Source organism: Bradyrhizobium sp. 26S5 (assembly GCF_036923295.1).
Classification (GTDB): Bacteria; Pseudomonadota; Alphaproteobacteria; order Rhizobiales; family Xanthobacteraceae; genus Bradyrhizobium; species Bradyrhizobium septentrionale.
Genome location: NZ_CP145948.1, coordinates 537,304 through 563,606, shown reverse-complemented (window position 1 = coordinate 563,606; position 26,303 = coordinate 537,304). Strand labels below are relative to the sequence as shown.

Here is a 26,303-nt window from a genome sequence, read left to right as displayed (position 1 = left end):
GCTAGATGGCGGCGAGCATGATGACGCCGATCGCGCCGAGGGCGACCCAGCTGGCGCGATCCCTCAGCGCGAACATCACCGGATCGTCGTCGATCAGGCCGCGCTGCGCGAACAACATCACGCGGCCGATCCAGTACATCAGGATCGGGCAGCCGACCCAAAGCAGTTGCGAATGGCTGTACATCGCGCGAACCGTATCGGACGAGATGTAGAGCGTGAAGATCACGACGGCGTTGAAGCCCGACGCAGCCGCAAGGATCGCGACCATCGCCTTGTCCTCGATCTGGTAGCCGCGTGCCGCCAGCACGGCGCCGTCCGGCTGGCTGGCGAGCTCGGTGTAGCGCTTCACCAGCGCCAGCGACATGAAGATGAACAGCGAGAACGCCAGCAGCCATTCCGACATCGGCACGTCGATCGCGACCGCGCCGCCGATTACGCGCACGGTGTAAAGCGTGGCAAGCACGACGACATCGACGGTCGCGATGCGCTTGAGCCAGAGCGAATAGGACGTGGTCAGCGCGAAATAGCCGAGCAGGACGCCACCGAACTCGATCGATATCGGCATGGCGATCGCGAACGCGCCGACCAGCGCCAGGGCCATCGCGCGGACGGCCTGCGACGGCGTGATGGTGCCGCTTGCGATCGGACGGTTGCGCTTGCTCGGATGGGCGCGATCGGCCGTGATGTCGAGAAGATCGTTCAGGATGTAGGCGCTCGAGGCACAGAGCGAGAATGCGATCACGGCGAGCAGCGACGTTGCGGCCGACCCCAGCGCGAATTTGTGTGCGGTCAGGAGCGGCACCAGCACCAGGGCGTTCTTGGCGTATTGATGCACCCTGAACAGCTTCAGCCAGCTGCGCACATCGGCGCGCGGAGGCGCAGCCGACTCGGATCCGGCGGGGCGCGCCACGGGCGACGCGAAATCGGGCAGTGCGGCCGTCGCGCTGCCGATGTAGTCGAAACCTTGACGGAGCGCGGAAGGAAAGTCGTCGCTCTGTGCGGCCGGCGACCGGCTCCCCGGCGCGGCCGCCCAGGCGGTGAAGACGCCGAGATGCTCGGCAACCGCGCTGACGAACGGCTCGCCATAGGTTTCCGAGCAAAGATAGACCGGGCGGCCTTCACCCAAAACCTGCAACAGGAACCTCACGGCGTCGCGGTCGAATTGCGCGCGGGATGGATCGAAGCGAGAGACGCCAGCGGCATCCGCCGATCGCGCTTCCGGTTCGAAGGCGGTGGCAATCGCCGCCGCGATGGCGCGAAAGCGGCCGGCAATCCCGGACGGGAAATCCGCCGGGAAGGAGCTTTCCCCGATCAAGACCTCGTCGACATCGACGACGAGCGGCCGGCTCCTTAACGGCAACGGATCGCGGAGGGCGCCGCGATCGCCCTGCTCAACCCGTTCTGGAAAACTAGCTCGCATGCGCGCGGTGTTCCGGTGCCTCCTCCCCATTGTCCCGGGCTTTCCCTAACGCCGGGTGAACTTGTCGGGTGAACTTGGGCGCGGAATGGCAGGCGCGGCCAGGGCGGCTTCGCGGCCAATTCCCGGCCGCGACGAAACGGCGGCCGGCCAGCGGCCCGCGGACGGCTTCGGGACGACAGCCCGAAACGCTTATCGGCGGCTGAGCAGGATGCCACGCTGCTGCAGATCCCGGACGGTTTCGGACGGGACGTCGAGCTCATCGAGGATGGCTTCATTATGCTCGCCCTGATAGGCGGGCACGCCGGGGGACGGAAGCTCCGAGCCGCTGAAGATCCAGGGGTTGCCCGGCATGCGCACCAGCCCGCCGGCGCGGTCGTCGACCTCGACCACCGCATTCCACTCCTTGACCCAGTCGGAGCTTGCGAATTCGTTGACGGTTCTCACCTGCCCGACCGCAAGCCCCGCCTCGCTCACCTGCGCCTGCAATTGCTCGAGGTTTTCGAATGTCGTGAGCCAGGCACGAATTTCGGCGAGCAGACTTGCGAGGTTTTCCCTGCGCAGCCTGGCGGTGGCGTAGCGCGGATCGGCCAGCAGATCGCTTCGCCGCATCATCGCGCAGTAGCGCGTGAACATCGGCGAATAGATCGGGCTGGCGGCTATCGTCAACCGCGTGCCGTCGGACATTTCAAAGATGTGGGATTCGTTGGCCGAGAGCGCGATCGGCTCACCGTCGGTATCGACCTCCGACAGCATCGCGCCGGCGCGCTCGTTGACCGACAGCATGGTCGCGGCCATCGACACGTCGACATGCTGGCCTTCGCCGGTCCGGTTGCGATGCTGGAGCGCGGCGAGCACGGCAATCACACCCTGCAGTCCGGTATAGACATCGGCATGACTGCAGGAATCGCCGCGCGGTTCGGACAATGCCGCACCGAAATGATCCTGCACGATCGAGGTGAGGCCGGTCTCGGCCTGCACCGTCGGCGCGAAGGCCGGCCTGTTTCGCCAGGAGGTGGACTGCCCGTAGCCGCTGAGCGACACGTAGATGATGCCGGGGTTGAACGCGCGGACGTCGTCATAGCCGAAGCCGAACCGCGCCAGGGTGCCGGGCCGAAAATTCTCGACGATGACGTCGGCGTCGCGGCACAGACTGGCGACGATCTCGCGCGCCTCGGCGTAGTTCAAGTCGATACTGAGATTTCGCTTCCCGGCATTCTGTTGCACGAAATACAGACCCATGCCGTTCACAAAAGGCAGCCCGGCGCGGCCGATATCGCCGGATGGCGGCTCGATCTTGGTGACCTCGGCGCCGAGGTCGCGCAGCGCCTTGGTGCAATGCGGGCCGGCCAGCACGCGGGTGAAATCAACCACCCGCAGGCCCTGCAGCGGTGCAGCGGACATCGTCAGTCTCCCTCGAAGACGGCAGTTGCGGGACCGGATGCAAAGAAGGCATCGGCACCGCGCTGCCGATCCCTGGCCTGCCAGATCATGTCGTTGATCTCGACCTGCCGCGCATCGGCGGCGGCGATGCCGCCGCGCGCCTCGAGGTTCGCCTGCATCTTGATGCCGTTGATGACCTTGGTCGGGCCCGCGGCGAGTTGCCGGGCCAGGATCATCGACGACGCCGCAAGCTCCGCTTCCGGGACGACGAGATTGATGATGTTCCAGCGCTCGAATGTCTGGGGCGTGTGACGCCGGCCGAGCATCGAGATCTCCTTGGCGCGCGCGATCCCGGCGCGCTGGGCGATCCGCTGGGTACCGCCGAGCAGCGGCAGCAAGCCGACCGCCACCTCGACCTGGCCGAAGAAGGCGGTGTCGGCAGCGACGATCATGTCGCAGGTCAACGCGAGTTCGAGGCCACCGCCGAGCGCGCCGCCGTTGACGGCGGCGACCGTGGGCACCGGCACATCCTCGAGGCTGCGCCAGACCTTTTCGAGCCCGGCCTGATCGGTATGCAGCTTGGTGCCCGTTCCCCAGGACGCCATCTCCGCACCGGCGCAGAAATGCCGCATCGCGCTGCGCAGCAGGATGGCGCGGCAGCCGGCCGCGACCACTGTGTGGTAGGCGCCGACCACTGCATTAATGAGTTGATCGTCGAGCAGATTATGCGGCGGTTTGGCCAGCGTCACCACGCCGACCTTGCCGTCGATCTCGTGAGTTACAATCGTCATGCCGTTCCCTCGCTCGATCCAGGGCCAACAGCCGGCCTCCGCCGCAGAACCGCGGCCGGCTGGCGTTTCCTCATCACGGGCTGCTTTGTACAGTTCCCGCCGTTCTCAACGGTTTGAATGTCGCTCATCATAACAAGCGTGACAACGTCAAGCTCTGCCAATTATGATGTCGAAAATTGCCAAGCGGCCGGAAGAGCCGATTCATCCGCCTGTCAAACTGTGCCAGGTGGACGCGGAGGAAGCCATGAAGCCGATCAAGATCGTGATGCCGATCTCGAGCGATCCCGATGCACCGACGCAGAGCCTGCTCGGCCTCGGTGCGTTGGCCGCCGAGCTTGCGGCGCAGGGCGTCTCGGTTCGCGAGCTGTTCGCGCGCACCGGTCTCGATGCCACGCAGTTGGAAGATCCGCACGCGCGCATCTCGCATCGCCAGCGGCTGGCGATCTACCGCAACGCCATCAGGCTGGCGAAACGATCCGACATCGGACTGCTCGCCGGCGCGCGGCAGCGCATCAGCGATTACGGCATCTACGGCTATGCACTGGTATCGAGCCGGACATTTGGCGAGGCGCTGTTGTTCTCGCTCGATCACATCACCATGGCCGGACCTGCCGTGCGGCAGATCAGCTTCCGGATCGAGCACGGCACCACCGCGATCCTGCGCAGCCATGGACTCGATCCGCTCGGCGAGCTCTTGCCATTTGCCGCGGAATTCTGGCGCAGCTCGATGACGGCCGTGTTCAGCCGCGTGCTTGAAGCACCCTTCCCGAGCAAGCGGATGATCTTTCCGTTCGCGCCGCCCGTGCATTGGCGCAACTACGAACGGATGTTCAACTGCCCGATCGACTTTGCTGCCGATCGCATGGAGTGGCACTTCGACGCAAAGGTCCTCGATCTGCCGTGCCCGAACGCAAATCCGATCACGGCCAAGATCTGCCAGCAGCTCTGCGACGTCGTGATGACCGAGCGTCCCGGCGAATCCGAGCTTGCCAGGCGGATTCGTGCCGCGTGCCTTAACAGTCCCAACCGGTTTCCGGCCGCACCGGAGATTGCTGCCCAGCTCGGGCTCTCGTTGCGGACCTTTCACCGCAGGTTGGCGGAGGACGGCCAGTCCTACCAAGCGATCGTCGATGGGATGCGGCGGTCGGTGGCGACCGAGCTGCTCGAGAACACCCATCTGGCAATCGATCAGGTCGCCGAGCGCGTGGGCTTTGCCGACGCAACCAGTTTTCGAAAGGCCTTCAAGAAATGGACCAACCGCTCGCCCTCGGATTTTCGCCATCCGGAGCCGCGGGAGCAAACCTAATGCTGGTGGTCGCGCTAGAGCATGATCCGAAAAAGTGCGAAGCGGTTTTCCGAAAAGATCATGCTCAAACAAAGAGCTAAAGTGCGATGACGATTCAACCTTATCTCATCGCACTTTAGAACGCCCCGACCAGCATTAATGCCAAGCGCACGATCAGCAACAGGGACAGTCCGACCACCAGCGCCAGAAGCTGTCCGAAGCGGACCTCGTCCGGATCGAGTGGAGAAGCCGACAGGTAGGCGCCAAAGAGCAAAGATTGACATTCCATGACAGCCCTCCATCAAGCTTGCTCGCTTGCGGCGATGACGGCCTCAGCCGGCTCGATCCTGCCGGCGCACGATCCGAACCCGATGCTGGCATAGCCGTCCCTCATGCATTTGCCGCGCAGGATTATCTCGTCGCCATCCTGCAGGAAGCCGCGGCTCTCGCCATTCCGAAGCATCGCCGGCCTTGCCCCTGCGGCAGTCAGTTCGAGCATGCTGGAAAGCTGCGCCGGACTTGGTCCCGAGATGGTGCCGGTGCCGATCAAATCGCCCGACTGCAGGTTGCAGCCGTTGATCGAGTGGTGCGCCACCATCTGCGCCGGCGTCCAGTACAGGTATTTGGCATTCGACGTGAGGATCGCTGCGGCGGGCTGGTTCGCGGCGCGCATCTGCGCGGTCGAGAGCAGCACCTCAAGATGAACATCGAGCCCGCCATGGGACTGGTCGGGCATATCGAACAGGTAATCGAGCGGACGCGGATCGGTCTGCGGGCGCGCCAGCGCCGGGAGGCGGAACGGAGCCAGCGCATCTGCGGTGACGACCCAGGGTGAGACCGACGTGGCAAAGCTCTTGCTCAGGAACGGTCCTAGCGGAAACATCTCCCAACGCTGGATATCGCGTGCGGACCAGTCATTGAGGAGCGAATAACCGATGATCTGCTGCGATGCCTCGGAGATCGGGACCGGCCGGCCGAGCTGGTTTCCGGCGGCGAGGTAGAAGCCCATCTCGAGCTCGAAATCCAGTCGCTCGCAGGGCCCGAACGTCGGCGCTCCGCCGGCCGTGGCGGGCGGACGCTGTCCGAGCGGCCGTCGTACCGCGCCCCGCCCGACCTGCACGGACGATGCCCGGCCGTGATAGGCGATCGGGACCCATTTGTAGTTCGCGGGAAGCGGATTTTCCGGCGTCAGCAGCGCACCGGCCGCCTGCGCGTGATAGATGCCGGCATAGAAATCCGTGTAGTTCGACACCCGCGTCGGTAGATGGAGGGTCACGTCGGCCATCGGCGTCAGCACATCCGAGGCACGACGCCTGATCACGTTGGCCGCGCTGCCCTGGCCGAGCAGTTCCGCCGCGCGGCGCCGCACCGCCCGCGTCGCGGCCGGTCCGAGCGAGAACAACGCATTGAGTGTGCTGTCCTGCAAAGCCCGCCGGATCGGCTGCCCAAGATGCTCGTCCGAACCGAGTGCCCGCTTCAGGTCGAACACGCTATCCCCGATCGCCGTACCTACCCTCGGCTGCGGCTCGGCCGCGGTGGAAAAAATGCCGAGCGGCAGATTCTGAATCGGGAAGTCGGTCTCGTTGCCGTTTGCAGTCTCGACAAAGCTTCGCCGTGCCGGATCGTGCGTCTCGTCGAGCAGATTGGTCATGCTGTCTTCCAGGCTCCGCGGTCAGTGCAGTCTGCGCCGGATTTCATGAGGCTGCCGCTGCAAGGCCGGGGCGTTCAACGGCCAGAGCTCTTCCGATCTCGGACTGGATGAATTGCGCTGCGAACGCCTCGCGTTCGCGCGACGCACGCGCGCTACGATCCGTCACCGAGAACAGCCACACGAACAGGAAAGCGAGCGGCATCGAGAACAGCGCGGGATTATCGTAAGGGAACAGCGCCGATGGAAAGCCCAGGACGGCAACCCAGACCGTCTTGCTCAGCACGACGAGGACGACCGATGCGGCCAGCCCGGCGAGACCGCCGGCGACGGCGCCGCGCGTCGTCGTGCCGCGCCAGAACATTGCCATGACAAGCACCGGGAAATTGCAGCTTGCGGCAACCGACAGCGCGAGTCCCGCCATGAACGCAACGTTCTGGTTCTCGAAGACATAGGCCAGAAGAACCGCAGCGACGCCGATTGCCATCGCGGCGATCTTCGAGATCAGAACCTCGCGCGCCTCCGGCGCTTTTCCACCGCACATCACCTGGCCATAGATGTCGTGACTGACGGCCGAGGCACCGGCGAGCGTCAGTCCGGCGACGACCGCAAGAATGGTTGCAAAGGCGACCGCGGAAATGAAGCCCAGCAGGACCGGGCCACCCATCGCATGGGCGAGGTGGATCGACGCCATGTTCGGTCCGCCAATCAGATCGACGATCTTGTTGAACTGGCCGGATGCCGCGACGTTGAAATAACTGGGATCCGCCATCAGGATCGCCGCGGCGGCAAATCCCAGCACGGGAATCACCCAGCAGAAATACGCCACACAGGTCGTCGCATAGAACACGGATTTGCGGGCAGCCGCGGCATCCTTCACGGTAAAGAACCGCATCAGGATGTGCGGCAGGCCGGCCGTGCCGAACACCAGCGCCAGTCCGAGAGAAATCGCCGAGACCGGTTCGGCAAACAATCCGCCAGGCGCAAGGATTGCGGAGCCCTTGGGGTGAATCCGGCTTGCGGCTTCGAGCAGCCGCCCGAGACTGAAATCGAAATGCCACAAAGCGGCAAGCGCGAGCAGTGTTCCGCCGCAGATCAAGAGCACCGCCTTCGTGATCTGAACCCACGTGGTCGCCTGCATGCCGCCGACGATGACGTAGAGCATCATCAGAACGCCGACACCGACGACTGCCAGGATGTAGTCGATGCCGAACAGGAGCTGGATCACCTTGCCCGCCCCGATCAGCTGCGCGATCAGATAGAACAGGACGACGACGAGGCTGCCGGTCGCGGCGACGAGCCGGACGGACGTGCGGTCGAGACGAAACGCCGCCGCATCCGCGAACGTGTAGCTTCCCAGGTTGCGCATGCGTTCCGACATCAGGAACAGCACGATCGGCCAACCCGTGAGAAATCCGAGCGCATAGATGAAGCCATCGAATCCGTTGGCGTAGACCAGCGCCGAGATGCCGAGAAATGCGGCCGCCGACAGAAAATCGCCGGCGGTCGCCAGCCCGTTCTGCAGCGGCGTGATCGAATGTCCGGCGGTATAGAAGCCGGCCTTCGAGCGCGTGCTGCCTGCCGAACGGTAGGTGATGACGAGCGTGATAGCGACGATCAGGGCGAACATCCCGATCGCGATCCAGTCGGTTCCACGCCCGCCCGTCACAGAGGCGCTTTGTGCCATCGCCTCGAACGGAACGGCCGCGATCAACGCTGCGGCCAGCAAACATCTGAAGATCATCGGCCAAGCTCCCGGTTGACAATGCGAGTGAGCTCGTCGAACCGCGCATTCGACCGCTGCACATAGATGCCCGTGAAAATCACGACCGCCGCGACCATGGCGAGCGCGAGCGCGAAGCCCAGCGGCATGGCACTTCCCGCGATGCTCGCGCCAAGCGCGGCTCTCACCGTCGAAATCAGCGCGATGAAGCCGAAGAACATCACCAGCGTCAGGATGGACAGGCTCCATCGCAGCCTGGCGCGTCCCGAGACAAGCTCCTTGAACGCCGCATCGGCAAGAATCTGCTGCGTCCGCTCACGGGTCAGTTGCGACATCCGGCTCCTCCCTCGGAGACATTGCGGACTGCCGCTCCCCGCCTGCGCGCGGTGCGCAGCAGAAGATCAAGGCTCCGGAGGCGTCTCCCTCGTTATGTTCCGAGCATCGGAATCCGGGCCGCATCGGGCAAGGTGATATCCTGCCAAACTCCGCGTGATTTCATGCCACGCCGCTATCTCGGGCGTTGCCAGGATGATTCGATGGAACGGCTTGCCGACGCGCCAGCTCTCGGCGCTAGCGCGTTGTTTGGCGATCCCGGGAAGACTCGAACTTCCGACCTACGGTTTAGGAAACCGTCGCTCTATCCGGCTGAGCTACGGGACCGCGAACCCGCGGCGAAGCACGCGGGCGTGGCCATCCCATAGCAGAGGCGGAGGCGCATCGGAAGCCTCCGAAGCAAGCGTCTGATGCAGTCTTCGATCAAAAGAACTGATTTCGCTCATGTGACAGCCGATCCGGCGGGCTTTGCTCGAGGAACTGATCGACCGCGCCAAACACCTGCCAGCGATTGCTTTCCAGGAACAGGGAATGGGTGGCCTCGCCGATCTCGACCCAGCGCCGGTAGGGCGCGGCGGTCAATTGGCCGAACACGGCGCGCGACATCTCGAGCGGACAGTCGCGATCCCATTCGCCGTGGACGATCAGGACCGGCACGGTGAGCCGCGCAGGATCGTAGAGCGGCTTGCCCGCGGCCCAAAACTCCCGGCTGTCGATCACCGTGCCGTTCGGCGCCATCAATTGCGACGGGCCCGGTCCGGCCTGGCCGCAGGCAAACGTCGCATCGGCCCAAGCGTCGAACCAGTGATCCGGCAGCAGCGCCTGCCTCTTGTCCGCAGGCACACCGTTCAGCCAACGGTCCTTCGCGGCGGACCGATCGACGATACGAAAAGCCCCGAGCGAGCCGCCGGCATCAGTCAGGCTCGGCGTGTCACGCAACCATTGCGGCGCGATCAGGATAAGCCTGGCGACGGCATCGGGGTTCTCATTGGTGTAGCGCGACATCAATGTCGTGCCCCATGACCAGCCGATCAGATTGATCTTCGCCAGATTGCGCCGTGCGCGGATGAAGGCGACCACGCTGCCGATGTCGCGAACGGCCACCGGCGTCCGCACAATCGGCGCATTGACGCTCGCAGGCAGCGCCATCTCCGGCGGACGCGTCGAACTGCCGTAGCCCCTGACGTCGACGAGGTAGACGTCGTGCCCCCGCGCGGCGAGGTGATCCATCCAGGACACACCATCGAGCCTCAGGTCGAACGAGGTCGAGGCCGGATAGGTCGAGCCCGCCACGAACAGGATGGTGTTGCCGGGCGTGAACCGGGCCAGGTCGGCGCGGCGCTTGTTGCGCACAAACAGGCTGATGCCGTCGGTATCGCTCGGCACCATCATCTCTTCGGTCGCGATGTCAGGCAAACTCATGTCGCGGACGTCCTTCTTCTGGTCTCGCCGGCGTCACGCGAAGCGCCAGTCGAACCGGTCGCCGCGGCGCGTGACGCGGCCGGCCGACGAGGCGGCAAAATGCGCGGTGAACACCGTGGCGCCGCTCTCCGCCGCCTGCTCCAGCAGCCAGCGGCGGGATTGGCGCGCACGCGCCGGATCCTCGCAGAAGGCGCTGTTCCAGTCGGGCCGAAACACCTGCAGCGGCTGATGCATGATATCGCCACTAAACAATCCGGACTGGCCGGCATTGGCAAGCCTGATCGCCACATGGCCGACGCTGTGGCCCGGCGTCGGGTGAAAGGTGAGGCCATCGCCGACCTCGCTTTCGCCATCGACGATCTCGGCCTGCCCGCTCGCGACCACCGGCAGCACGCTATCCTCATAGACACCGGCATTGAACCCCTCACGTCCGGCCGGACCGCGCCAATGATCGTATTCGGCCTTCGAGAACAAATATCGCGCATTGGGAAAGGTCGGCACCCACCGGCCATCCACCAGCCGGGTATTCCAGCCGCAATGATCGACATGAAGATGCGTGCACATGACGTAATCGACGGCGTCAGGCGAGACGCCGGCTTCGACCAGCCGCTGCAGGAACGGCAAGTCCAGTTGGTGGAAACGCGGCAGGCCGGGCCGGTTCTTGTGATTGCCGGCGCAGCAATCGATCAGGATGGTGTGATGCCGGGTTTGCAGCACCCAGCTGTGCACGCTGGCAATGAAGCGCCCTTCCGTCACGTCGAAGCAGTCGGGAATCATCAGCGCTTTGTGCTCGTCGAGCACGCGCGGGTCCCAGTCCGGAAACAGGAAACCCGGTGCAAATCCGGCGCCGCATTGTTCGGTCACCCGCCGGACCGTCACGTCGCCGATCGAATGGCAGCTCATGGCCTGCATCCCTTCCTGCATCGCAGTTCGCTGCCTGAGATCGCCGGGCGCCGAACCTTATTGCCTCAATGCCTCGCAGCATGGGATAATTGAAATTGATAGATCGGATAACAGGCATAATCGCCATGGATATGAACGCCCACACGCTGCCATTGCTGGTTTCGCTCAGCGTGATGCTCGACGAGCGCAACGTGACCCGCGCCGCGGCGCGGCTTGGCCTCAGCCAGCCCGCGCTCTCCGCGCAACTGGCGCGGCTCCGCGACGTGTTTGGCGATCAGCTGCTGACACCGGCGGCATCGGGCAAGGGCATGGTGCTGACGCCCTGCGCCATCAAGCTGCGGGAGCCGCTGCGCGACGCGCTGCGGCGGCTCGACGACGTGGTGCGCACCCCGCCGGTGTTCGAGCCGAAGAGTTCGCAGCGGACCTTTGCGATCGGCGCCAACGACAATGCCAGCGCCATGCTGGGCGGACGGCTGGTGCAGCGGATGCGCCGCAGCGGCGCCGCGACAACCCGACTGGCATTTCGCGCCGTCGACCCGGCACGGCTTGCGGGCCAGCTCGAAGCAGGCGAGATCGACATCGCGCTGGTCTCGAAGAACGCGCTGCCAAACGGGATGCCGCACAAGCCGCTGCTGGAAGAGCGCTTCATGATGGCGCAGCGCAAGGCGCATCCGCGGGGCTCACGTCGACCGTCGCTGAAGGAATATGCATCGCTCGAACACGTCATCGTCTCCGGAGACGGAGGCGGCTTTCGCGGCTTCGTCGACGATATCCTCGCGGCACGAGGCCTGACCCGGCGCGTCGGGGTCTCCGTGCAGTACTACAGCGTCGTGCCCGTCATCCTGCAGTCGACCGATTTCGTCTGCACGTTGCCGGCGCGGTTCCTCGCGCGCTATTCCAATGTGCTCACCGCCACCGCGCTGCCATTCGACGCCGGACATTTCTCGCTTTACGCAACCTGGCACGCACGCTTCGACAACGATCCCGGCCATGTCTGGCTGCGGAATCTGCTTACAGACTGTGCGGAGGATTAGCGCGCGACGCCGGTGATCCGCGTCCTACGCCACCTGTCTCGCCGGGCTCGCGGCCTGATCCGCCGCACCGGTCCGGCGCGCCGGCAGAAACTCGATCGCCTCATCCTTCAGCGAACCGAAGCGCAGCGTCACGATGTCGAGCGCATAGTTCTGGTAGAGCCGCCACGGCCGGCGCGAGCCCTGCTTGGGGAATCTGGCGGCGGCGCGCTGGATATAGCCGGAGGAAAAATCCACCCAGGGCAGCTCGGTGACATCAGGGTCGTTCCGCCGCGGCGTCACTTGTGCGTAGCCGTGCGCCTTCATGTGGTTGAGCATGCGGCAGACATATTCGCAGGTCAGGTCGCATTTCAGCGTCCAGGACGCGTTGGTGTAGCCGAAGGCGGCGGCGAGGTTCGGCACGCCCGAGTACATCAGCCCCTTGTAGTTCATGGTCTTCGACAGATCGACGGGCGCGCCGTCGACATTGATCTCGAGCCCGCCGAGCACCTGCAGATCGAGGCCGGTCGCCGTCACCACGACGTCGGCGTCGAGCATATTGCCGCTCTTGAGCTTGATGCCGCCGGGCGTGAAGGTCTCGATCTGGTCGGTGACAACGGACGATCCGCCGCTGCGCAGCGACTGGAAGAGATCGCCGTTCGGCACCAGGCAGAGCCGCTGGTCCCACGGATTGTAGCTCGGCGTGAAATGCGTGGCGACGTCGTAGTCGGGGCCGAGCGCGTGGCGCACGCCGCCGAGGATCAGCTTCTTCACGCGCTCCGGATCGCGCTTGCAGAGCCGGTAGAAATACATGCCGAACAGCACGTTCTTCCAGCGCGTGAGGCCGTAGGCGACCTTCGCAGGAAGCCGCGCCCGCAGCCAGTTGGCGACCTTGTCCTCGTCCGGCCGCGCCACGACATAGGTCGGCGAACGCTGCAGCATCGTGACATGGGCGGCGGTCTTGGCCATTTCCGGCACCAGCGTCACCGCGGTCGCGCCGCTGCCGATCACCACCACCTTCTTGCCGGCATAGTCGATGTCGTCAGTCCACTTTTGCGGATGGACGAGGCGGCCGGCGAAATCGCCGATACCGGGGAAATCAGGCGTGTAGCCGTGTTCATATTTGTAGTAGCCGCTGCACATGAACAGGAAGTTGCAGGTGAGGCGCTCGATCGTCTTCTCCGGCCCGCGCTCGACCTCCACCGTCCATTGCGAGTCGGCAGACGACCAGTCGGCACTGATGACGCGGTGGTTGAAGCGGATCTTCTTGTCGATGCCATAGACGCGCGCGGTCTCGCGCACGTAGTTCAGGATCGACGGGCCATCGGCGATCGCCTTCGGCTCGGTCCACGGCCGGAACGAATAGCCGAGCGTGTACATGTCGGAGTCGGAGCGGATGCCGGGATAGCGGAACAGGTCCCAGGTGCCGCCGATGCAATCGCGGCCTTCGAGAATGGCGTAGCTGCGGTCCGGGCAGTTGGTCTGCAAATGGTAGCCGGCGCCGATGCCCGAGAGCCCCGCGCCCACAATCAACACGTCGAAATGCGCGGACATGCCCTGACCCTCCCGTGCCAGTATTGACAATCCATATTGTCAGATACCTTGACATCTGACAATAGCTCATGTCAATAGGCTTTCATGGCAAGCAGCAGCCGGAAAGCCCGCCTCTACGGCGGTATGGACGCCGAGGAACGCCGCGCCGAGCGGCGGCTCAGGCTGATCGACGCGGCGATCGAGGTCTATGGCGAGGTCGGCTATCGCGTCGCGACCGTGAAGGCGATCTGCGAGGCGGCCGAGCTGACCGAGCGCTATTTCTACGAATCCTTCGCCAACAGCGAAGCGCTGCTAATCGCAGCCTACAATCATGTCGTCGGCCATTTGCACGAGGAGATGATGGCTGCCGCCGCAGCCGCCGGGGGCGATCCCGAGGCAAGGCTGCGCGCTGCGCTGACGCTGTATTTCACGCGGCTGAAGCAGCATCCGAAACCGGCGCGGGTCTTCCTGCTGGAGATTTCCGGCATCAGTCCGGCGGTCGATGCCGTCAAGCTCGATGCCTTGCGGGTCTTCAGCGACATCCTGGTGCCGCCGACGTCCGATCCGAAACGCGGCGACAAGGCCGCAATGGCGATGCTGCTCTCGAACGGCATGGTCGGCGCCGTCATCTCGATCGCGCTGCGCTGGGTGTCGAAGCAGTATCCGCAATCGGTCGAGGACGTCGTCGTGATCGCCGCGAGCTTCTGCCGGGTGGCGCTGACCGAGGCCAATCGCCACCAGGATTGGCATTCGCGGTAGCAGCCGCGCTGGGCAGCACCGCCGGATCCGCCGATTTTCGATCATGTTTCGCCAGGGTTTTCGTCGCGTCCACCCCGCTGCGTCGCTGATTTGACTTGCATATTCGGCAGCCTGGGCTTTCTTATGCATGGTACCGGGCGCAAGCAGGTCCGACCTGTTTCGTCTTGTGAAACAACGAAAATCGGGCGGAGCTGAGCCTTTGGTCGACGTGCACCGGCTGGACGACGTGATCGCGCGCCTCGGCGACGTGGTGCTCGATCCCGCGACCTGGCCGTCCTTCATGGACGAGGTCTGCGCCGCCGTCGGCGCGACCGGGGCTGCGATGCTACAGAGCGATATCCGCACCGAAGACATTCCGCGCACGCAATCGATCACCGATTATTTCACCAAGACCTACTTCCCGCAGAATTTTCATCTCACCGACATCCGCGCGGCGCGCGGCGTGCCGCTGATGCTCGCCGGTGCCGACGTCATCACCGATGCGGACCTGTTCGCGTCCGAGACCGAGATGCTGCGCGATCCGCTCTACACCACGCTCGGCGAGTTCGGCCTGAAATGGTTTGCGGCCGTCAGCTTCCGCTCCGGCCCGGCATTGTGGGGACTGACCATCCAGCGCTCGCCGAAAGAAGGCATGTTCGAAGCCGACGAGGTCAAGGCGCTGTCGAGAATGTCGGCGCGGCTCACGGAAGCCGCGACGCTCTCCGCCGTCGTCGGCCGCTCCGCGTTGTCGGGCATCACCAGCGCGCTCGACCTGATCCAGGTCGCCGCGATTGCCGTCGGTCGCTACGGCGCCATCATCGGCATGAACGGCCAGGCGGAAGCCTGCCTCGGCCACGACCTCGCGATCCGTAACAATCGCCTCACTCTGCTCGACCGGCAGGCCAATGCCGATCTGACCCGGCTGATCGATCAACTGGCGCACAGCTCGGACCTGCAGCCATTGCCGTCATCGCCGATCGTGGTGCGCAGGATCGACAAGCGGCCGCTCGTGATCCAGATGCAGCCGGTGCCTCCCGCCGCGCGCTCGCCGTTCCTGGGAGCGCGCGCGCTCCTGTTGATCCGCGATCTCGAAGGCAACCCGGCGTTCGACCAGGCGCTGCTGGCGGCGACTTTCGAGCTGACACCGGCACAGGCGCGGCTCGCCGCGCGGCTTGCGCGCGGGGATTCGGTCGAAACTGCCGCGCAGGAGGCCGGTGTTGCCGTGGCCACTGCACGCAATCAGCTCAAGACGATCTTCCAGAAGACCGGCACGCATCGGCAGGCGGAACTCGTCGCATTGTTGCACCGGGTGAAGTGAACGATTCAAGTCGAATTGTTCCAATCTCCCACGCGCCCTGAGATAAAAAATTGCTCAAACATTCCAATGGCGTGCGGCGCTTATTCCGCTCGACCAAGCGACTGGAGTGCAGCTTAAAAGGGCAGGGAAATCGTCAGGTTCCGGGGTGACAAGCATCGTTAAAATGACGACAATCCGCTCACCCTGTCTGGTTCGGGTTTTGCTTGCAATGTCCGTGATGCCGTCACGATCATCGACGTTGGCTGTCGCCATTCTGGTCGCCGCTTCCATGCTGGCGCCGATGAGCGCGCACGCGCAATGGTGGCGCGGCACACCGAGGGACTTCGAGGATTGCGCCGACCTCGCCGAGAAGGCGAAGACCAAGGAAGACCGAACCGCGCAACTCGCCGATTGCAACGCCAAGTTTGCCGGACGCCGCAAGGCAGGCGGCGGCTACACCTATTACGACTTCATGCAGGACCGCAGCTTCGATATCGCCGGTCCCAATCCGACGCCCGACGAGCAGAAGAAGATCGACCAGGAATATACCGGCTATCTCGAGAAGCAGCGACGCTCCCGCATCGTCGCCGCGTTCAACGCCAAGCAGCTCGAGCGGCAGGAAAGGCCACAGGAGCAGCCGCCGCAAATTGAGCAGGCGTCACTGCACAGCGAGCCGGCGAAGGCGCCTGTCCCGGTCGCGCGACCGGTCAAGCCGCGCGTTACTGTCGTCCCGCTTCCCAAGGTGCGGCCGCAGGCGGGGAGTTGCGTCAAGGGCACGTTCTCCTGCGAATGGCCAAAGCTTTCCGAGGGACTGGACGGCTTGAAGAAGCTGTTCGCGCCGCAGCCGACCAAGCTCGCGAAGCGGAACTGATTTCCTCATATCAGTCGGTAATCACCATCGCCCAGAACCGGCGGTACGGCGACTTCGGATTGTCGACGAAGGCGACGCCCACGCGCTTGGCGCCCGGCATCAACAGGTTCTCGCGATGCCCCGCCGAATTCTCCCACTGCTTCAGCATCTCTGCGAAGGCAATGAAACCCGCGCCGATATTTTCGGCGGCGCGCTGCTTCTTCAACGGCGCGATGCGCGTGAAGAAGCTGCCGCCCGCGGAGTGGCTGACCGATCCGCTCGCTGACATCGCCTGCGCCTGCTTCAACGCCATCGCATTCAGCTTCGCGTCAAGCTTCACTGCGGACATGTGGTTGGCGCGCCTATAGGCACTGATCGAACCGGCATAGTCGGCGGCGCTTGCGGCCGTGGTCAAGCCGAGCACGAGGGTGAGCGCGAGGAGCAGCAGCTTCATCTGAGATCATCTCTGCAAGGGATCAGCGCGCGCGACTGCGCTTGTGGTGCCGGGGCGCGACCGGCTTGTGCGCAGGCATCGCCGATCGGCTCGCGGCGCGCTGCTCCTGCAAGCGCGCATCATAGCCTGGCGAAGGCACCACGGTCGGCGGCGCGGCGCGGGCTGCGCCGACACTGAGCGCAACAAGCGTGAGCAGCATGATGCAAGATCGTTTCATGATGTCACCTCCTCGGACGTTTGATCGATGTGGCCAATGATCGCCGGGCCTTCACGACGATGCCGCGCGAATCTGCTCGGGCGTCAGCCCCGGCGATCCCTTGCCGGCGGCCTCCGCCTTCCGGATCAGCGTGATGACGCGGCGCGACAACGGCGCATCGAGCCCGCGGCGATCCGCAATCGCGGTGATCACGCCCTGCAGATAATCGATCTCGGTGCGGCGGCCGCGCTGCAGATCCTCCCACATCGAGGAGCGCGCCTCGGGATCGATCTTCATGGTGCGGCCGAGCAGCATGTCGAACAGCGTGTCCGGCAGCCGCAGCAAAGGCGGCATCCAGCTCGAAGGCAGCGGCGTCGGCGATATCGGCGCAATGCCTTCGGCGCGCACCGCGGCCAAGCCTTCGGCCATCTGGTCGGCCAGCAATTGCCGCCAGCCGCGCTGCGCGAGCTGCTGCCGCAGCGGAATGTTGGACAGCGCATTGAGCGCATTGCCGAGATTGACGATCAGCTTGCCCCACTGCACGCCGTCAATATTGCCGGTGCTGCTGATCGCAAGGCCCGGCACCGAGAGCTGCGCCGCCGTGCCGGCGTCATCCTGCGCGATCACGATGTCGCCCGAGGTTGAGCGATGGAAGCGGCCGTCGCCCAGCGCGACCACGTTGAACGGCACCATGCCGCCGAGCACCTCGCGGCCCGACAGACGGTCGCGCAGCAGCGGCACATTGCCGATGCCATTCTGCAGGCTGATCACCGCGGCGTCAGCGGGTGCGTGGCGCGCGATCAATTCGGCCATTTCAGCGGTATCGGCGCTCTTCACCGTGACCAGCACCGTCTGAACGTCGCGCAAGATCGACGGATCGTCTGACAGCATGAGCTGGTCCGCGGATACCGTCCGCTGCGAGCCGTCGAAACTGCTGACCCGCAAGCTGCCCGCGGAAATCTCCTGGATCAGCCGCGGCCGCGCCAGCAGCGCGACGCGACGGCCCGCCGCCGCCAGCATGCCGCCGACGAAGCAGCCGATGCTGCCGGCGCCCGCAATACCGATCGGCCGGTCCGTGTTCATCTGGCTAAACGTCCGTTCATCGGGGATCGATAGCAGACCTTGGGTTGCCTGCCTATTTCGACGCACCGCCGGGGCCGGCGTCTCGCCTTGTAACCGTCATGGGCCGAAGCTATGTTTCCCGCACGGGGCACGGTTGCGGCAGGAGACGATCATGGGTTTACTCGACGTACTCAACGGCATGCAGAACGGCCCTCGCGGTCCGAGCGCGCCAAGCACACAATCCGACAGCTCGAGCGGCGGCGGAATGTCGCCAATGACGATGGCCATCCTGGCGCTGCTCGCCTGGAAGGCCGTCAAGCATTTCACCGGCGACCAGCCGGGCACCGCCTCCCCTGAGCCGAAACCGGCGCAGGCGCCGCCGCTCCCCGGCAACGTCACCGCGGGCCTGCCGGGCGGTGCCGGCGGCGGCGGGCTCTCCGATCTGCTCAAGGGTGGCCTCGGTGGTCTTCTCGCCGGCGGTGCTGCCGGCACTGTGCTCAGCGGTGGCCTCGGCGATCTGCTCAACCAGCTGCAACAGAAGGGCCATGGCGAGGCGGCCAATTCCTGGGTCAGCAACGGTCCCAACAAGCAGATCGCGCCCGGCGATCTCGCCAACGCGCTTGGCGCCGACCAGATCGACTCGCTGGCGTCGCAGAGCGGCATGTCGCGGGACCAGCTACTGCAGGGCCTGAGCCAGTATCTGCCCGATGCGATCAATCATCTGACGCCGGACGGGCGGCTGCCGAGCAGCGACGAACTACGCGGCAGGCTTTAGCGGCAGCGTTGATTCCATCTGAGGAGGACGACAGTCATGGGCGGCATCATCTGGGTCATCATCGTCGGCTTTATCGCGGGGATCATTGCGCGGCTCGTGTCGCCGGGACCCAACAATCCCAGCGGCTTCATTCTCACCACCGTGCTCGGCATCGCCGGCGCGTTTCTCGCGACCTTCATCGGCCAGGCCATCGGCCATTACGGTCCCGAACAGGGCGCCGGCTTCATCACCGCCACGATCGGCGCGCTGGTGGTGCTGTTCATCTGGAACAGGCTGGTCGCGGCGCGCGTGATCCCGGATTTGGGAAACAGGTGACGCCGTAGGCGTCATCCCGGGGCGATGCCTAGCATCGAACCCGGGATCTCGAGATTCCCCGATGCGCAATTGCGCATCTGAGGTCTGGTGCTAACGCACCATCCCGGAATGACGAGACAACGAACAGAAAGCTACTTCAAAATCAAAATGCCCGGGCTTGGCCCGGGCATTTTCATTTCCGCAACGGCGCTCCGTCACTGGATCAGATGCATGCCCGCGTCCATGCGGACGAACTCGCCGGTCATGTTGCTCGACGCCGGGCTCGCCAGGAAGCAGACCAGGTTGGCGATATCTTCCGCTGATGACGCGACCTTCAGCGGCACGCGCGCCACCACGGTGTCGCGCACCTGCTTGGCGCCCGCCTCGCCGCGGCCCTTGGTGAACCAGGGCGTGTCGATATAGCCCGGGCACACCGTGTTGACGCGGATCAGCGGCGCCAGCGCGCGCGCCAGCGACTGCGTCATGGTGTTGAGCGCGCCCTTGCTCGCGGCATAGGCCACCGACGAACCGCCGCCGGAAATGCCGGCGACCGAGGAGATGTTGACCACCGCCGACGGACGGCTAGATGCCTTCGCACCGGCTTCGAGCAGTGTGCGCGCGGCACGGACCATCTGGAACGGGCCGATGGTGTTGACGGCATAGATGCGCTGGAAGTCCTCCGCCGTCAGCCCGTCGAGATCGTGATGCGGCACATGCTTGGTGGTGCCGGCATTGTTGACGAGCACATCGAGGCGGCCCCAGCCCTGGGCTGCGGCGGCAATCTTCTTGCAATCCTCATCGCGCGAGACGTCGCCCTGCACCACCAGCACCTCGGCGCCCTGCTTGCGGCAGAGTTCGGCAGTTGCCTCGGCTTCCGCCTTGCTGTTGGAATAATTGATGATGATGCGCGCGCCCGCCGTGGCGAGGATTTGCGCGGTCGCGGCACCAAGTCCTGATGCGGACCCGGTCACGATCGCGCACAAGCCATCCTTCGACATCTGCATTTCCCCTGTTGTTGTGAGCCAGATGAATTCCGGCGGTGGCATACCATATCGCGCGGAAAGATACCTGCAAACCGCGCAAGGCTCCTATGTGCAAGGCCCTTATGTGCAAGGCTCTTATGTATAGGCGTTCGGACCCTTTTGCAGGCTGGCCCATTGCGCATCGTCATGGCCGCAGATGATCTTGACGCCTGACGCTTCGATCCTGGCGATCTCGTCGAGCGAATTCAGGAACTGCTCGACGTCGAGGCTGTTCCGAGGCGAAGTCCGCTGATCGAGATTGGCGCGCACGCTGAGCGCGTCGGAGGCGAGCAGGAATTCGCCGCTCTGGTCGAGCTTGACCAGCGCCCCGGTCGTGCCCTTGGAATGCCCGGGCAGCGGGATCAGCGTCAGCCTGCCGTCGCCGAACACGTCCATCTGCCGGTCGAAGATTTCCATCTTCAACGGATGATCCCAATCCGCCCTGATGTATCCGCGATCCGGCGCATTGGCCGCGTTGGCGGCCTCGATCTCGAGCGCGTGGACGAAGATCGTCGCCTTCTTGAAGAAGGCGTTGCAGCCGCAATGATCGGTGTGCAGGTGAGAGCAGATCACCACGTCGATATCGTCGGGTCCAAGGCCTGTCGCCTTCAGGCTTGTCAGCACGTGATCATCCGCCGACATGATCGGCGTCATGTATTTGGCGAGCGTGCCGAGCCGCCCTTCGGGATCGGTCGCGACATCGGGATGGCATCCGGTGTCGAACAACACATTGCCTTGCGTGTGCCGCAACAGCACGCAGGACACCGGCAGGTCGATCATCTCGCCACGCGGCGCATCCGGCAGATAGGTCCGCTTGGACATCCGCAGACGCCCGCCCGACAACATATGCATCTTCATCACGCCATCTCCCATTTGGCTTCAAACTACATATGAGTTTTATAAAAACTCATGATGGATTTGACAGCACATTACTCACCCCTATAGCTTCCGCGCAACGCCGCGATCGCGGCAACGCGCTCAACGAAGCAGCTCTCGCAGACCGGCATCGTTGACGTCGACCTGCGGCCATCTGGGGGAAGCATACGCGACGATGTACACCGTGTTCAGCGTGTTCGCTGCGACCGCAGATGCGGCAGCGTTCAAACCCTTTCTCTGCATTCCCGCGCGTCCTGGCCGCGGCTATTTTCCCGATGGCATCGAGTTGTCCTATGGCGACATCGTACGGCAGGTCTGCGCATTGCGCGATCAGTACCGCGCATCGGGCTTCGGCCATGGGCACCGCGCGTGCCTGCTGCTGGAGAACCGGCCTGATTTCATCGTGCATTGGTTGGCGCTCAACGGCCTCGGCGTCTCGATCGTTCCGATCAACCCGGCCTATCGCGCGGCGGAAATCGAATATCTCATTGCGCATGCTGAGCCCGACCTGATCGTCACGCTGCACGATCAGAAGGAATTGCGGAAGGCGCTGACCGGCGCCGTGCCCGTGCTTGACGTATCGGGCGACGATCTCGCCGCGAGCGTGGCGAAAATCCCGCTTGCCCGACGGCCGCCGCCCCGCACCGACAATCCGGCAAGCCAGACCGAGGCCGCGCTGCTCTACACGTCGGGCACCACGGCGCGTCCGAAGGGATGCATCCTGACCAACGAATACGTGGTAGCGACCGGCCGCTGCTACGCAAGCCACGGCGGCGAGGCGACCTATCATATCGGAACGGAGCGCCTCTACAGCCCGCTGCCGCTGTTCCACATGGCCGGCCTCACGCTCACGACGATAGCAATGATGCTGACCGGCGGCTGCCTGATCCTGCCGGAACGCTTCAACGCGAAATACGCCTGGCGCGACATCGTGTCCTGCCGCGCCAGCGTGCTGCACTATCTCGGCGTGATCGTCGCGGCCCTGCTCGCCCAGCCGGAGACGCCGGACGAGAAAGCCCATGCGCTGCGCTTTTCGATGGGCGTCGGCGCCAATCCTGAGCAGCGCGCGCGAGCCCGTGAACGCTTCGGCATCCCCTTCGTCGAAGGCTGGGGCATGACGGAGACCGGACGCAGTCCGTTCAACGCGGTCGAGCCGCGCCATCTGGAAACCAACACCATCGGCCGCAGCGTGCCCGGACTCGAGATGATCGTTCTGGACCCCGACGGCAATGCGCTGCCGCCAGGCGAGGTCGGCGAACTCTGCGTGCGCCATTCGGAAGCCACGCCGCGGCGCGGCTTTTTCTCCGGCTACCTGAAGGACCCCGAAGCCACCGAGCAGGCGTGGCGCAGCGGCTGGTTTCACACCGGCGACAGCGCCTGGCAGCACGAGGACGGCGCCTTCGTGTTCGTCGACCGGCTGAAGCACCTAGTCCGTCGCGCCGGCGAGAACATTTCGGCCGCCGAGGTCGAGGCCGTGCTGACGACGTCGCCGCTGGTCAAGCAGGCCGCGGTCGTCGCCGCGCGCGATCCCATCCGCGATGAGGAAGTTGCGGCCTTCATCGTGATCAACGATGGCGCCGACGTATTGCGCGAACTCGCGCAGGACATCTTTCGGTTCTGCCGCGAACGCCTGGCGCCGTTCAAGCTGCCGGCGTGGATCGTCTTCGTCGCCGAGCTGCCGCTGACCTCGACCAACAAGATCCAGAAACACGCGCTGCTCGGCGCGGACAAGGACCCGCAGTCGCATCCTGGGATGATCGACCTGCGGCAAGAGAAAACCAACGCCATAAGGCAATCGAACTAGAGGAAACCTGGGACAATGACATCGACTTACGGGTGGATGGCCGCGAGCGCTGCAATCCTGTCGGCCACCTTCGCCGCCACGCCATCCCACGCGCAGATCTCCGACGACATGGTGAAGATCGGCGTGCTGACCGATCAAGCCGGGCTCTATGCCGACGCGGCCGGCCCGGGAGCGGTCGAAGCGGTGCGGATGGCGATCTCAGATTTCGGCGGCAAGGTGTTGGGCAAGCCGATCGCGATGGTCGATGCCGACCATCAGAACAAGGCCGACATCGGCGCCGGCATCGCGCGGCGCTGGTATGAGCAGGAGAATGTCGACGTCATCGTCGATTTCGCCAACTCCGCCGTCGCCTTCGCCGTGCTCGAGCTCACCAAGCAGAAGAACAAGGCGATGCTGGTGTCGTCGGCCGGCTCCTCCGATCTGACCGGAAAGGGCTGCTCGGCCAATTCGGTGCAGTGGACCTACAACACTTATGCGCTCGCCAACAGCACGGTTCGGGCGCTGGCCAAGGAAGGCGCCAAGAGCTGGTACTTCGTCACGGTCGACTACGCCTTCGGCCACGCCTTGCGCAACGACGCCGCCAAGACGGTGGAGAAGGTCGGCGGCAGCATCACCGGCGAGGTGCGGCATCCGCTCAACAGCATGGATTTCTCGTCTTATCTGTTGCAGGCACAGAGCTCGAAGGCAGACGTGATCGCCTTCGCCAACACCGGCGGCGATCTCGCCAATTCGATCCGGCAGGCGCAGGAATTCGGGTTGGCGCAGCAGCAGAAGCTCGCGGCCTTCCTGATGCAGACCAGCGACATCCATGCGATCGGCCTGCAGGCGGCGCAGGGGCTGCAGCTCGCGACCGCGTTCTATTGGGATCTCGACGACAAGACCCGCGATTTCGCCGCGCGCTTCATGGCCAGGACCAAAAAGCGGCCGACCATGGTCCAGGCCGGTCTCTACTCCGCCGTCATGAATTATCTCAAGGCGGTCGAGAAGTCCGGCACCGACGACGGCCCCAGGGTGATCGCGCAAATGAAGGACATGCCGATCGACGACTTCTTCGCCCGCAATGCTTTCCTGCGCGAGGACGGCCAGCTGATCCACGACATGTATCTCGTGCAGGTGAAATCGCCCGCGGAATCCAGGGGCGCCTGGGATTACGAGAAGCTGGTGCAGGTGATTCCGGGCAAGGAAGCGTTCGCAACGCCCGAGGAGAGCGCATGCCCGCTGCTCAAGAAATGATTGCTCGCACGGATCCGCAAACCACAAGCAAGGCTGGACATCGCATGACCGAACTGCCGCTACTCTTCACCCCGCTGCAACTGCGCGACCTCGAACTGAAGAACCGGATCATGGTCTCGCCGATGGCGACCTATTCGGCGCATGAGGGCCGCGCGACCGATTGGCACACCGCCCATATCGGCAAGCTCGCTGCCGGCGGCGCCGGTCTCGTATTCGTCGAGCAGAGCTCGGTGAACACCCAGGGACGCATCACCCATGGATGCCTCGGCATCTGGGACGATACGCACATCGCAGGCCACGCCAGCCTCGCCGCGCTGATCCACCGCTTCGATGCCAAGGCCGCGATCCAGATCGCACATGGCGGCCGGAAGGGCTCATCGCAGCGGCCGTGGGAAGGCGGCAACCCGCTGGGTGAGGCCGACATCAAGGCGCGCGGCGAAGGCCCGTGGCAGATCGCGGCCGCGAGCAGCATTCCCTTCGACGACGGCTGGCCGGCGCCGCACATGCTGACTTCAGAGGAGATCGATACCCTGGTGAACGACTACCGCCAGGCGTTCCGCCGCGCCAGGACCGCAGGTTACGACGTCATCGAGCTGCACTGCGCGCACGGCTATCTGATGCACTCGTTCCTGTCGCCGCTGGCAAACAACCGCAACGACGATTATGGCGGCTCGCGCGAGAACCGGATGCGGCTGCCGCTGCGAATCGCCTCCATCATGCGCGAGGAATGGCCCGACCATCTGCCGGCCTTGGTCCGCATCTCGTCGGTCGACGGCGTCGATATCGGCTGGTCGATCGAAGATTCGATCGCCTTCGCAACCGAGCTGAAGGCGATCGGCATCGATATGGTCGACTGCTCGTCCGGCGGCATGAAGCTGCCGCGCGGCAACTCGCTGGTGTCGCGCACGCCGGGCTTCCAGGTGCCCTTCGCCGAACGCATCCAGAAGGAAGCCGGTATGCCGACGGTCGCGGTCGGGCTGATCCGCGAGCCAGACTACGCGGAAGCCATCTTGCGGGACGGCAAGGCGACGCTTATTGCACTCGGCCGCGAACTGCTGTGGAATCCGAACTGGCCCGCCCAGACGGCACTCGCGCTCGGATGCGATCCCGAGTGGACGAACTGGCCGGAGCAATATGGCTGGTGGCTGAAGCGGCGGGTGGCGCAGCAAGGACGATAAGCGATGCCGGTGGCGAAGAAAGATGTGGCGGCTACCGGTCCTGCGACCGGCGCGCGGTCTTTCGACAGCCCCGGCGACACCTCGCGCGACCTGCCGAAGATGGACAATGCGGTCAAGTCGGCGCGGCGCGTGTTCGACGTGCTCGAATTCTTCGAGGAGCACCAGCGCGCCGCTTCCGCCATCGAGGTGGCTGCCGCCCTGAAATTTCCGCAGTCCAGCACCTCGGCGCTGATGCGCACGATGACGGCGTTCGGCTATCTGCACTACGACACCAGCCGCCGCACCTATATCCCGACGCCGCGGATCTCGATGCTGGGGCACTGGCTCAGCCCGGCGCTGTTCACGCGGGGGCGCCTGATCAATTTGATGGACGAGCTCTCCGAGAAGACCGGGGAGACCATCATGCTCGCGGTGCGCAACGGGCTCAGCGCGCAATATATCCATATCATCCAGGCCAAACTGCCGATGCGGCTGCATGTCAAAGCCGGCACGCGGCGGCCTCTGGCGCACTCGGGATCAGGCTACGCGCTGTTGTCGGCTTATCCGGACAAGGAAGTCAGACGCCTGGTCCGCCTGATCAACGACAACGAGCCGCGGCCGGATCGGCAGATCGACATCAAGGCCTTGCTGCTGGAGCTGAAGAAGGTTCGCGCCAAGGGGCATGCCTTCTCGCTCGGCATGGTCACGCCGGGCGCCGGCGTCGTCGCCATGAACCTGCCGCCGATCGCGGAATCCAACGAGCCGCTGGTGCTGTGCGTCGCCGGGCTGAACGACGCGCTGATGGTCCAGGAGGCCGAACTCGCCGACCTCATGCGGAAGGCGATCCAGTTTCACCTGGCGGACTGAACCGATGGCGCCGGCCGATTTTCCTCCGCGCCTGGCACACAAAACCAAGGCGATCCAAAGTCCACTATGCGGAATTCGTGCACCCGGTCCAGCTTCATGCCATCCGCGCAAGTGGCCCTGCGGGCAACGCTTGTCACGGCTATGGCTTTTCCGCATCATTGAGCGCAAGACAACACCGCAAGCAGGGCCTGCCTGATGGCAGGACCCAAGCCAATCAACACGAGGAACGC

At 64.6% G+C, this 26,303-nt stretch carries 26 protein-coding genes and 1 tRNA gene; 11 read left to right on the top strand and 16 right to left on the bottom strand.

Annotated elements, in window-relative coordinates:
* Window position 1: 1 nt before the first annotated feature.
* The 3 genes from V5279_RS02575 to V5279_RS02565 form a co-directional block, all read right to left on the bottom strand.
* A complete protein-coding gene (locus V5279_RS02575) occupies window positions 2-1,420 on the bottom strand; it encodes a UbiA family prenyltransferase (RefSeq protein WP_338694827.1) in 1,419 nt (472 codons plus the stop codon).
* Between the two features lie 189 nt (window positions 1,421-1,609).
* Window positions 1,610-2,821, bottom strand: a complete 1,212-nt coding sequence (locus V5279_RS02570; protein ID WP_338694825.1) for a CoA transferase — start codon at window positions 2,819-2,821, stop codon at window positions 1,610-1,612.
* 2 nt (window positions 2,822-2,823) lie between these two features.
* Window positions 2,824-3,591 (bottom strand): enoyl-CoA hydratase/isomerase family protein, encoded by a 768-nt coding sequence (locus V5279_RS02565; protein WP_166211837.1) that lies wholly within the window; start codon window positions 3,589-3,591, stop codon window positions 2,824-2,826.
* Between the two features lie 244 nt (window positions 3,592-3,835).
* Here V5279_RS02565 and V5279_RS02560 point away from each other — a divergent pair, with 244 nt between their 5' ends.
* A complete protein-coding gene (locus V5279_RS02560) occupies window positions 3,836-4,897 on the top strand; it encodes an AraC family transcriptional regulator (RefSeq protein ID WP_338694821.1) in 1,062 nt (353 codons plus the stop codon).
* Between the two features lie 115 nt (window positions 4,898-5,012).
* On the opposite strand, the gene V5279_RS02555 is transcribed toward V5279_RS02560, so the two are convergent.
* The 7 genes from V5279_RS02555 to V5279_RS02525 all read right to left on the bottom strand — a co-directional run bounded on the left by V5279_RS02555 (window position 5,013) and on the right by V5279_RS02525 (window position 10,905).
* Window positions 5,013-5,165 (bottom strand): hypothetical protein, encoded by a 153-nt coding sequence (locus tag V5279_RS02555; protein WP_338694820.1) that lies wholly within the window; start codon window positions 5,163-5,165, stop codon window positions 5,013-5,015.
* 12 nt (window positions 5,166-5,177) lie between these two features.
* Complete coding sequence (fahA, locus tag V5279_RS02550) at window positions 5,178-6,527, bottom strand: fumarylacetoacetase (RefSeq protein ID WP_338694818.1); 1,350 nt, start codon at window positions 6,525-6,527, stop codon at window positions 5,178-5,180.
* A 43-nt stretch (window positions 6,528-6,570) separates the two neighbouring features.
* The gene (actP, locus tag V5279_RS02545; RefSeq protein WP_414645892.1) at window positions 6,571-8,268 is read right to left on the bottom strand and encodes a cation/acetate symporter ActP; all 1,698 of its coding nucleotides are present in this window, start codon (window positions 8,266-8,268) and stop codon (window positions 6,571-6,573) included.
* The gene (locus tag V5279_RS02540) at window positions 8,265-8,582 is read right to left on the bottom strand and encodes a DUF485 domain-containing protein (RefSeq protein ID WP_338694816.1); all 318 of its coding nucleotides are present in this window, start codon (window positions 8,580-8,582) and stop codon (window positions 8,265-8,267) included. The genes actP and V5279_RS02540 overlap by 4 nt, the downstream gene beginning before the upstream one ends.
* A 248-nt stretch (window positions 8,583-8,830) precedes the next feature.
* Window positions 8,831-8,907, bottom strand: a tRNA-Arg gene (locus tag V5279_RS02535).
* Between the two features lie 96 nt (window positions 8,908-9,003).
* The gene (locus V5279_RS02530) at window positions 9,004-10,002 is read right to left on the bottom strand and encodes an alpha/beta hydrolase (RefSeq protein WP_338694814.1); all 999 of its coding nucleotides are present in this window, start codon (window positions 10,000-10,002) and stop codon (window positions 9,004-9,006) included.
* Window positions 10,003-10,035: 33 nt separating this feature from the next.
* Window positions 10,036-10,905, bottom strand: a complete 870-nt coding sequence (locus V5279_RS02525) for an MBL fold metallo-hydrolase (RefSeq protein ID WP_338694812.1) — start codon at window positions 10,903-10,905, stop codon at window positions 10,036-10,038.
* 125 nt (window positions 10,906-11,030) lie between these two features.
* Between V5279_RS02525 and V5279_RS02520 the strand changes: the two genes are divergently transcribed.
* Window positions 11,031-11,939, top strand: a complete 909-nt coding sequence (locus V5279_RS02520; protein ID WP_166301776.1) for a LysR family transcriptional regulator — start codon at window positions 11,031-11,033, stop codon at window positions 11,937-11,939.
* Window positions 11,940-11,963: 24 nt separating this feature from the next.
* On the opposite strand, the gene V5279_RS02515 is transcribed toward V5279_RS02520, so the two are convergent.
* Window positions 11,964-13,469 carry an NAD(P)/FAD-dependent oxidoreductase gene (locus tag V5279_RS02515; RefSeq protein WP_338694808.1) on the bottom strand — a complete coding sequence of 502 codons (1,506 nt, stop codon included), beginning with the start codon at window positions 13,467-13,469 and terminating at the stop codon, window positions 11,964-11,966.
* 84 nt (window positions 13,470-13,553) lie between these two features.
* Here V5279_RS02515 and V5279_RS02510 point away from each other — a divergent pair, with 84 nt between their 5' ends.
* From V5279_RS02510 to V5279_RS02500, 3 genes are all read left to right on the top strand, one after another.
* Window positions 13,554-14,207 carry a TetR/AcrR family transcriptional regulator gene (locus tag V5279_RS02510; RefSeq protein ID WP_338694806.1) on the top strand — a complete coding sequence of 218 codons (654 nt, stop codon included), beginning with the start codon at window positions 13,554-13,556 and terminating at the stop codon, window positions 14,205-14,207.
* A gap of 199 nt (window positions 14,208-14,406) precedes the next feature.
* A complete protein-coding gene (locus V5279_RS02505; protein WP_338694804.1) occupies window positions 14,407-15,504 on the top strand; it encodes a hypothetical protein in 1,098 nt (365 codons plus the stop codon).
* Window positions 15,505-15,772: 268 nt separating this feature from the next.
* Window positions 15,773-16,354: a hypothetical protein gene (locus V5279_RS02500; protein WP_338701804.1), complete on the top strand. Its 582-nt coding sequence runs from the start codon at window positions 15,773-15,775 to the stop codon at window positions 16,352-16,354.
* A 10-nt stretch (window positions 16,355-16,364) separates the two neighbouring features.
* Here the strand turns inward: V5279_RS02500 and V5279_RS02495 are convergent, their stop codons facing one another.
* The 3 genes from V5279_RS02495 to V5279_RS02485 are packed head-to-tail and all read right to left on the bottom strand — an operon-like array spanning window position 16,365 to window position 18,066.
* Window positions 16,365-16,787, bottom strand: a complete 423-nt coding sequence (locus tag V5279_RS02495) for a CAP domain-containing protein (RefSeq protein WP_338694802.1) — start codon at window positions 16,785-16,787, stop codon at window positions 16,365-16,367.
* A 22-nt stretch (window positions 16,788-16,809) separates the two neighbouring features.
* The gene (locus V5279_RS02490; protein WP_166301758.1) at window positions 16,810-17,004 is read right to left on the bottom strand and encodes a hypothetical protein; all 195 of its coding nucleotides are present in this window, start codon (window positions 17,002-17,004) and stop codon (window positions 16,810-16,812) included.
* Between the two features lie 51 nt (window positions 17,005-17,055).
* The gene (locus V5279_RS02485; RefSeq protein ID WP_338694799.1) at window positions 17,056-18,066 is read right to left on the bottom strand and encodes a 2-dehydropantoate 2-reductase; all 1,011 of its coding nucleotides are present in this window, start codon (window positions 18,064-18,066) and stop codon (window positions 17,056-17,058) included.
* 151 nt (window positions 18,067-18,217) lie between these two features.
* Between V5279_RS02485 and V5279_RS02480 the strand changes: the two genes are divergently transcribed.
* Window positions 18,218-18,820 carry a YidB family protein gene (locus V5279_RS02480; RefSeq protein WP_338694797.1) on the top strand — a complete coding sequence of 201 codons (603 nt, stop codon included), beginning with the start codon at window positions 18,218-18,220 and terminating at the stop codon, window positions 18,818-18,820.
* 36 nt (window positions 18,821-18,856) lie between these two features.
* Window positions 18,857-19,135, top strand: coding sequence for a GlsB/YeaQ/YmgE family stress response membrane protein (locus tag V5279_RS02475; RefSeq protein WP_166301749.1), 279 nt, complete (start codon window positions 18,857-18,859; stop codon window positions 19,133-19,135).
* Between the two features lie 194 nt (window positions 19,136-19,329).
* Here V5279_RS02475 and V5279_RS02470 read toward each other — a convergent pair whose 3' ends face one another.
* Both V5279_RS02470 and V5279_RS02465 read right to left on the bottom strand, forming a co-directional pair.
* A complete protein-coding gene (locus V5279_RS02470; RefSeq protein WP_338694795.1) occupies window positions 19,330-20,112 on the bottom strand; it encodes an SDR family oxidoreductase in 783 nt (260 codons plus the stop codon).
* Between the two features lie 120 nt (window positions 20,113-20,232).
* On the bottom strand, window positions 20,233-20,994 hold the full coding sequence (locus V5279_RS02465; protein WP_338694793.1) for an N-acyl homoserine lactonase family protein: 762 nt from the start codon (window positions 20,992-20,994) through the stop codon (window positions 20,233-20,235).
* Between the two features lie 193 nt (window positions 20,995-21,187).
* On the opposite strand from V5279_RS02465, the gene V5279_RS02460 reads away from it, so the two are divergent.
* Genes V5279_RS02460 through V5279_RS02445 form a run of 4 tightly spaced genes read left to right on the top strand, consistent with a single transcriptional unit; the run spans window position 21,188 to window position 26,073 of the window.
* Entirely contained in the window at window positions 21,188-22,816 is a 1,629-nt protein-coding gene (locus V5279_RS02460; protein ID WP_338694791.1) for an AMP-binding protein, read from the top strand.
* Between the two features lie 15 nt (window positions 22,817-22,831).
* Window positions 22,832-24,049, top strand: a complete 1,218-nt coding sequence (locus V5279_RS02455) for an ABC transporter substrate-binding protein (protein WP_338694789.1) — start codon at window positions 22,832-22,834, stop codon at window positions 24,047-24,049.
* A gap of 44 nt (window positions 24,050-24,093) precedes the next feature.
* Entirely contained in the window at window positions 24,094-25,227 is a 1,134-nt protein-coding gene (locus V5279_RS02450) for an NADH:flavin oxidoreductase/NADH oxidase (protein WP_338694787.1), read from the top strand.
* A gap of 3 nt (window positions 25,228-25,230) precedes the next feature.
* Window positions 25,231-26,073: an IclR family transcriptional regulator gene (locus V5279_RS02445; RefSeq protein ID WP_338694785.1), complete on the top strand. Its 843-nt coding sequence runs from the start codon at window positions 25,231-25,233 to the stop codon at window positions 26,071-26,073.
* The last annotated feature ends 230 nt before the right edge of the window (window positions 26,074-26,303 follow it).

What these genes read in the sequence shown, in the direction of transcription:
- V5279_RS02565 (WP_166211837.1), bottom strand. Translation starts at nt 3,591, where the DNA reads ATGACGATTGTAACTCACGAGATCGACGGCAAGGTCGGCGTGGTGACG.
- V5279_RS02555 (WP_338694820.1), bottom strand. Translation starts at nt 5,165, where the DNA reads ATGGAATGTCAATCTTTGCTCTTTGGCGCCTACCTGTCGGCTTCTCCA.
- V5279_RS02470 (WP_338694795.1), bottom strand. Translation starts at nt 20,112, where the DNA reads ATGTCGAAGGATGGCTTGTGCGCGATCGTGACCGGGTCCGCATCAGGA.
- V5279_RS02480 (WP_338694797.1), top strand. Translation starts at nt 18,218, where the DNA reads ATGGGTTTACTCGACGTACTCAACGGCATGCAGAACGGCCCTCGCGGT.
- V5279_RS02495 (WP_338694802.1), bottom strand. Translation starts at nt 16,787, where the DNA reads ATGAAGCTGCTGCTCCTCGCGCTCACCCTCGTGCTCGGCTTGACCACG.
- V5279_RS02525 (WP_338694812.1), bottom strand. Translation starts at nt 10,905, where the DNA reads ATGAGCTGCCATTCGATCGGCGACGTGACGGTCCGGCGGGTGACCGAA.
- V5279_RS02455 (WP_338694789.1), top strand. Translation starts at nt 22,832, where the DNA reads ATGACATCGACTTACGGGTGGATGGCCGCGAGCGCTGCAATCCTGTCG.
- V5279_RS02490 (WP_166301758.1), bottom strand. Translation starts at nt 17,004, where the DNA reads ATGAAACGATCTTGCATCATGCTGCTCACGCTTGTTGCGCTCAGTGTC.
- V5279_RS02465 (WP_338694793.1), bottom strand. Translation starts at nt 20,994, where the DNA reads ATGAAGATGCATATGTTGTCGGGCGGGCGTCTGCGGATGTCCAAGCGG.
- V5279_RS02515 (WP_338694808.1), bottom strand. Translation starts at nt 13,469, where the DNA reads ATGTCCGCGCATTTCGACGTGTTGATTGTGGGCGCGGGGCTCTCGGGC.
- V5279_RS02450 (WP_338694787.1), top strand. Translation starts at nt 24,094, where the DNA reads ATGACCGAACTGCCGCTACTCTTCACCCCGCTGCAACTGCGCGACCTC.
- V5279_RS02575 (WP_338694827.1), bottom strand. Translation starts at nt 1,420, where the DNA reads ATGCGAGCTAGTTTTCCAGAACGGGTTGAGCAGGGCGATCGCGGCGCC.
- V5279_RS02530 (WP_338694814.1), bottom strand. Translation starts at nt 10,002, where the DNA reads ATGAGTTTGCCTGACATCGCGACCGAAGAGATGATGGTGCCGAGCGAT.
- V5279_RS02500 (WP_338701804.1), top strand. Translation starts at nt 15,773, where the DNA reads ATGCTGGCGCCGATGAGCGCGCACGCGCAATGGTGGCGCGGCACACCG.
- V5279_RS02570 (WP_338694825.1), bottom strand. Translation starts at nt 2,821, where the DNA reads ATGTCCGCTGCACCGCTGCAGGGCCTGCGGGTGGTTGATTTCACCCGC.
- V5279_RS02475 (WP_166301749.1), top strand. Translation starts at nt 18,857, where the DNA reads ATGGGCGGCATCATCTGGGTCATCATCGTCGGCTTTATCGCGGGGATC.
- actP (WP_414645892.1), bottom strand. Translation starts at nt 8,268, where the DNA reads ATGATCTTCAGATGTTTGCTGGCCGCAGCGTTGATCGCGGCCGTTCCG.
- V5279_RS02445 (WP_338694785.1), top strand. Translation starts at nt 25,231, where the DNA reads ATGCCGGTGGCGAAGAAAGATGTGGCGGCTACCGGTCCTGCGACCGGC.
- V5279_RS02520 (WP_166301776.1), top strand. Translation starts at nt 11,031, where the DNA reads ATGGATATGAACGCCCACACGCTGCCATTGCTGGTTTCGCTCAGCGTG.
- V5279_RS02510 (WP_338694806.1), top strand. Translation starts at nt 13,554, where the DNA reads ATGGCAAGCAGCAGCCGGAAAGCCCGCCTCTACGGCGGTATGGACGCC.
- fahA (WP_338694818.1), bottom strand. Translation starts at nt 6,527, where the DNA reads ATGACCAATCTGCTCGACGAGACGCACGATCCGGCACGGCGAAGCTTT.
- V5279_RS02560 (WP_338694821.1), top strand. Translation starts at nt 3,836, where the DNA reads ATGAAGCCGATCAAGATCGTGATGCCGATCTCGAGCGATCCCGATGCA.
- V5279_RS02540 (WP_338694816.1), bottom strand. Translation starts at nt 8,582, where the DNA reads ATGTCGCAACTGACCCGTGAGCGGACGCAGCAGATTCTTGCCGATGCG.
- V5279_RS02485 (WP_338694799.1), bottom strand. Translation starts at nt 18,066, where the DNA reads ATGAACACGGACCGGCCGATCGGTATTGCGGGCGCCGGCAGCATCGGC.
- V5279_RS02460 (WP_338694791.1), top strand. Translation starts at nt 21,188, where the DNA reads ATGTACACCGTGTTCAGCGTGTTCGCTGCGACCGCAGATGCGGCAGCG.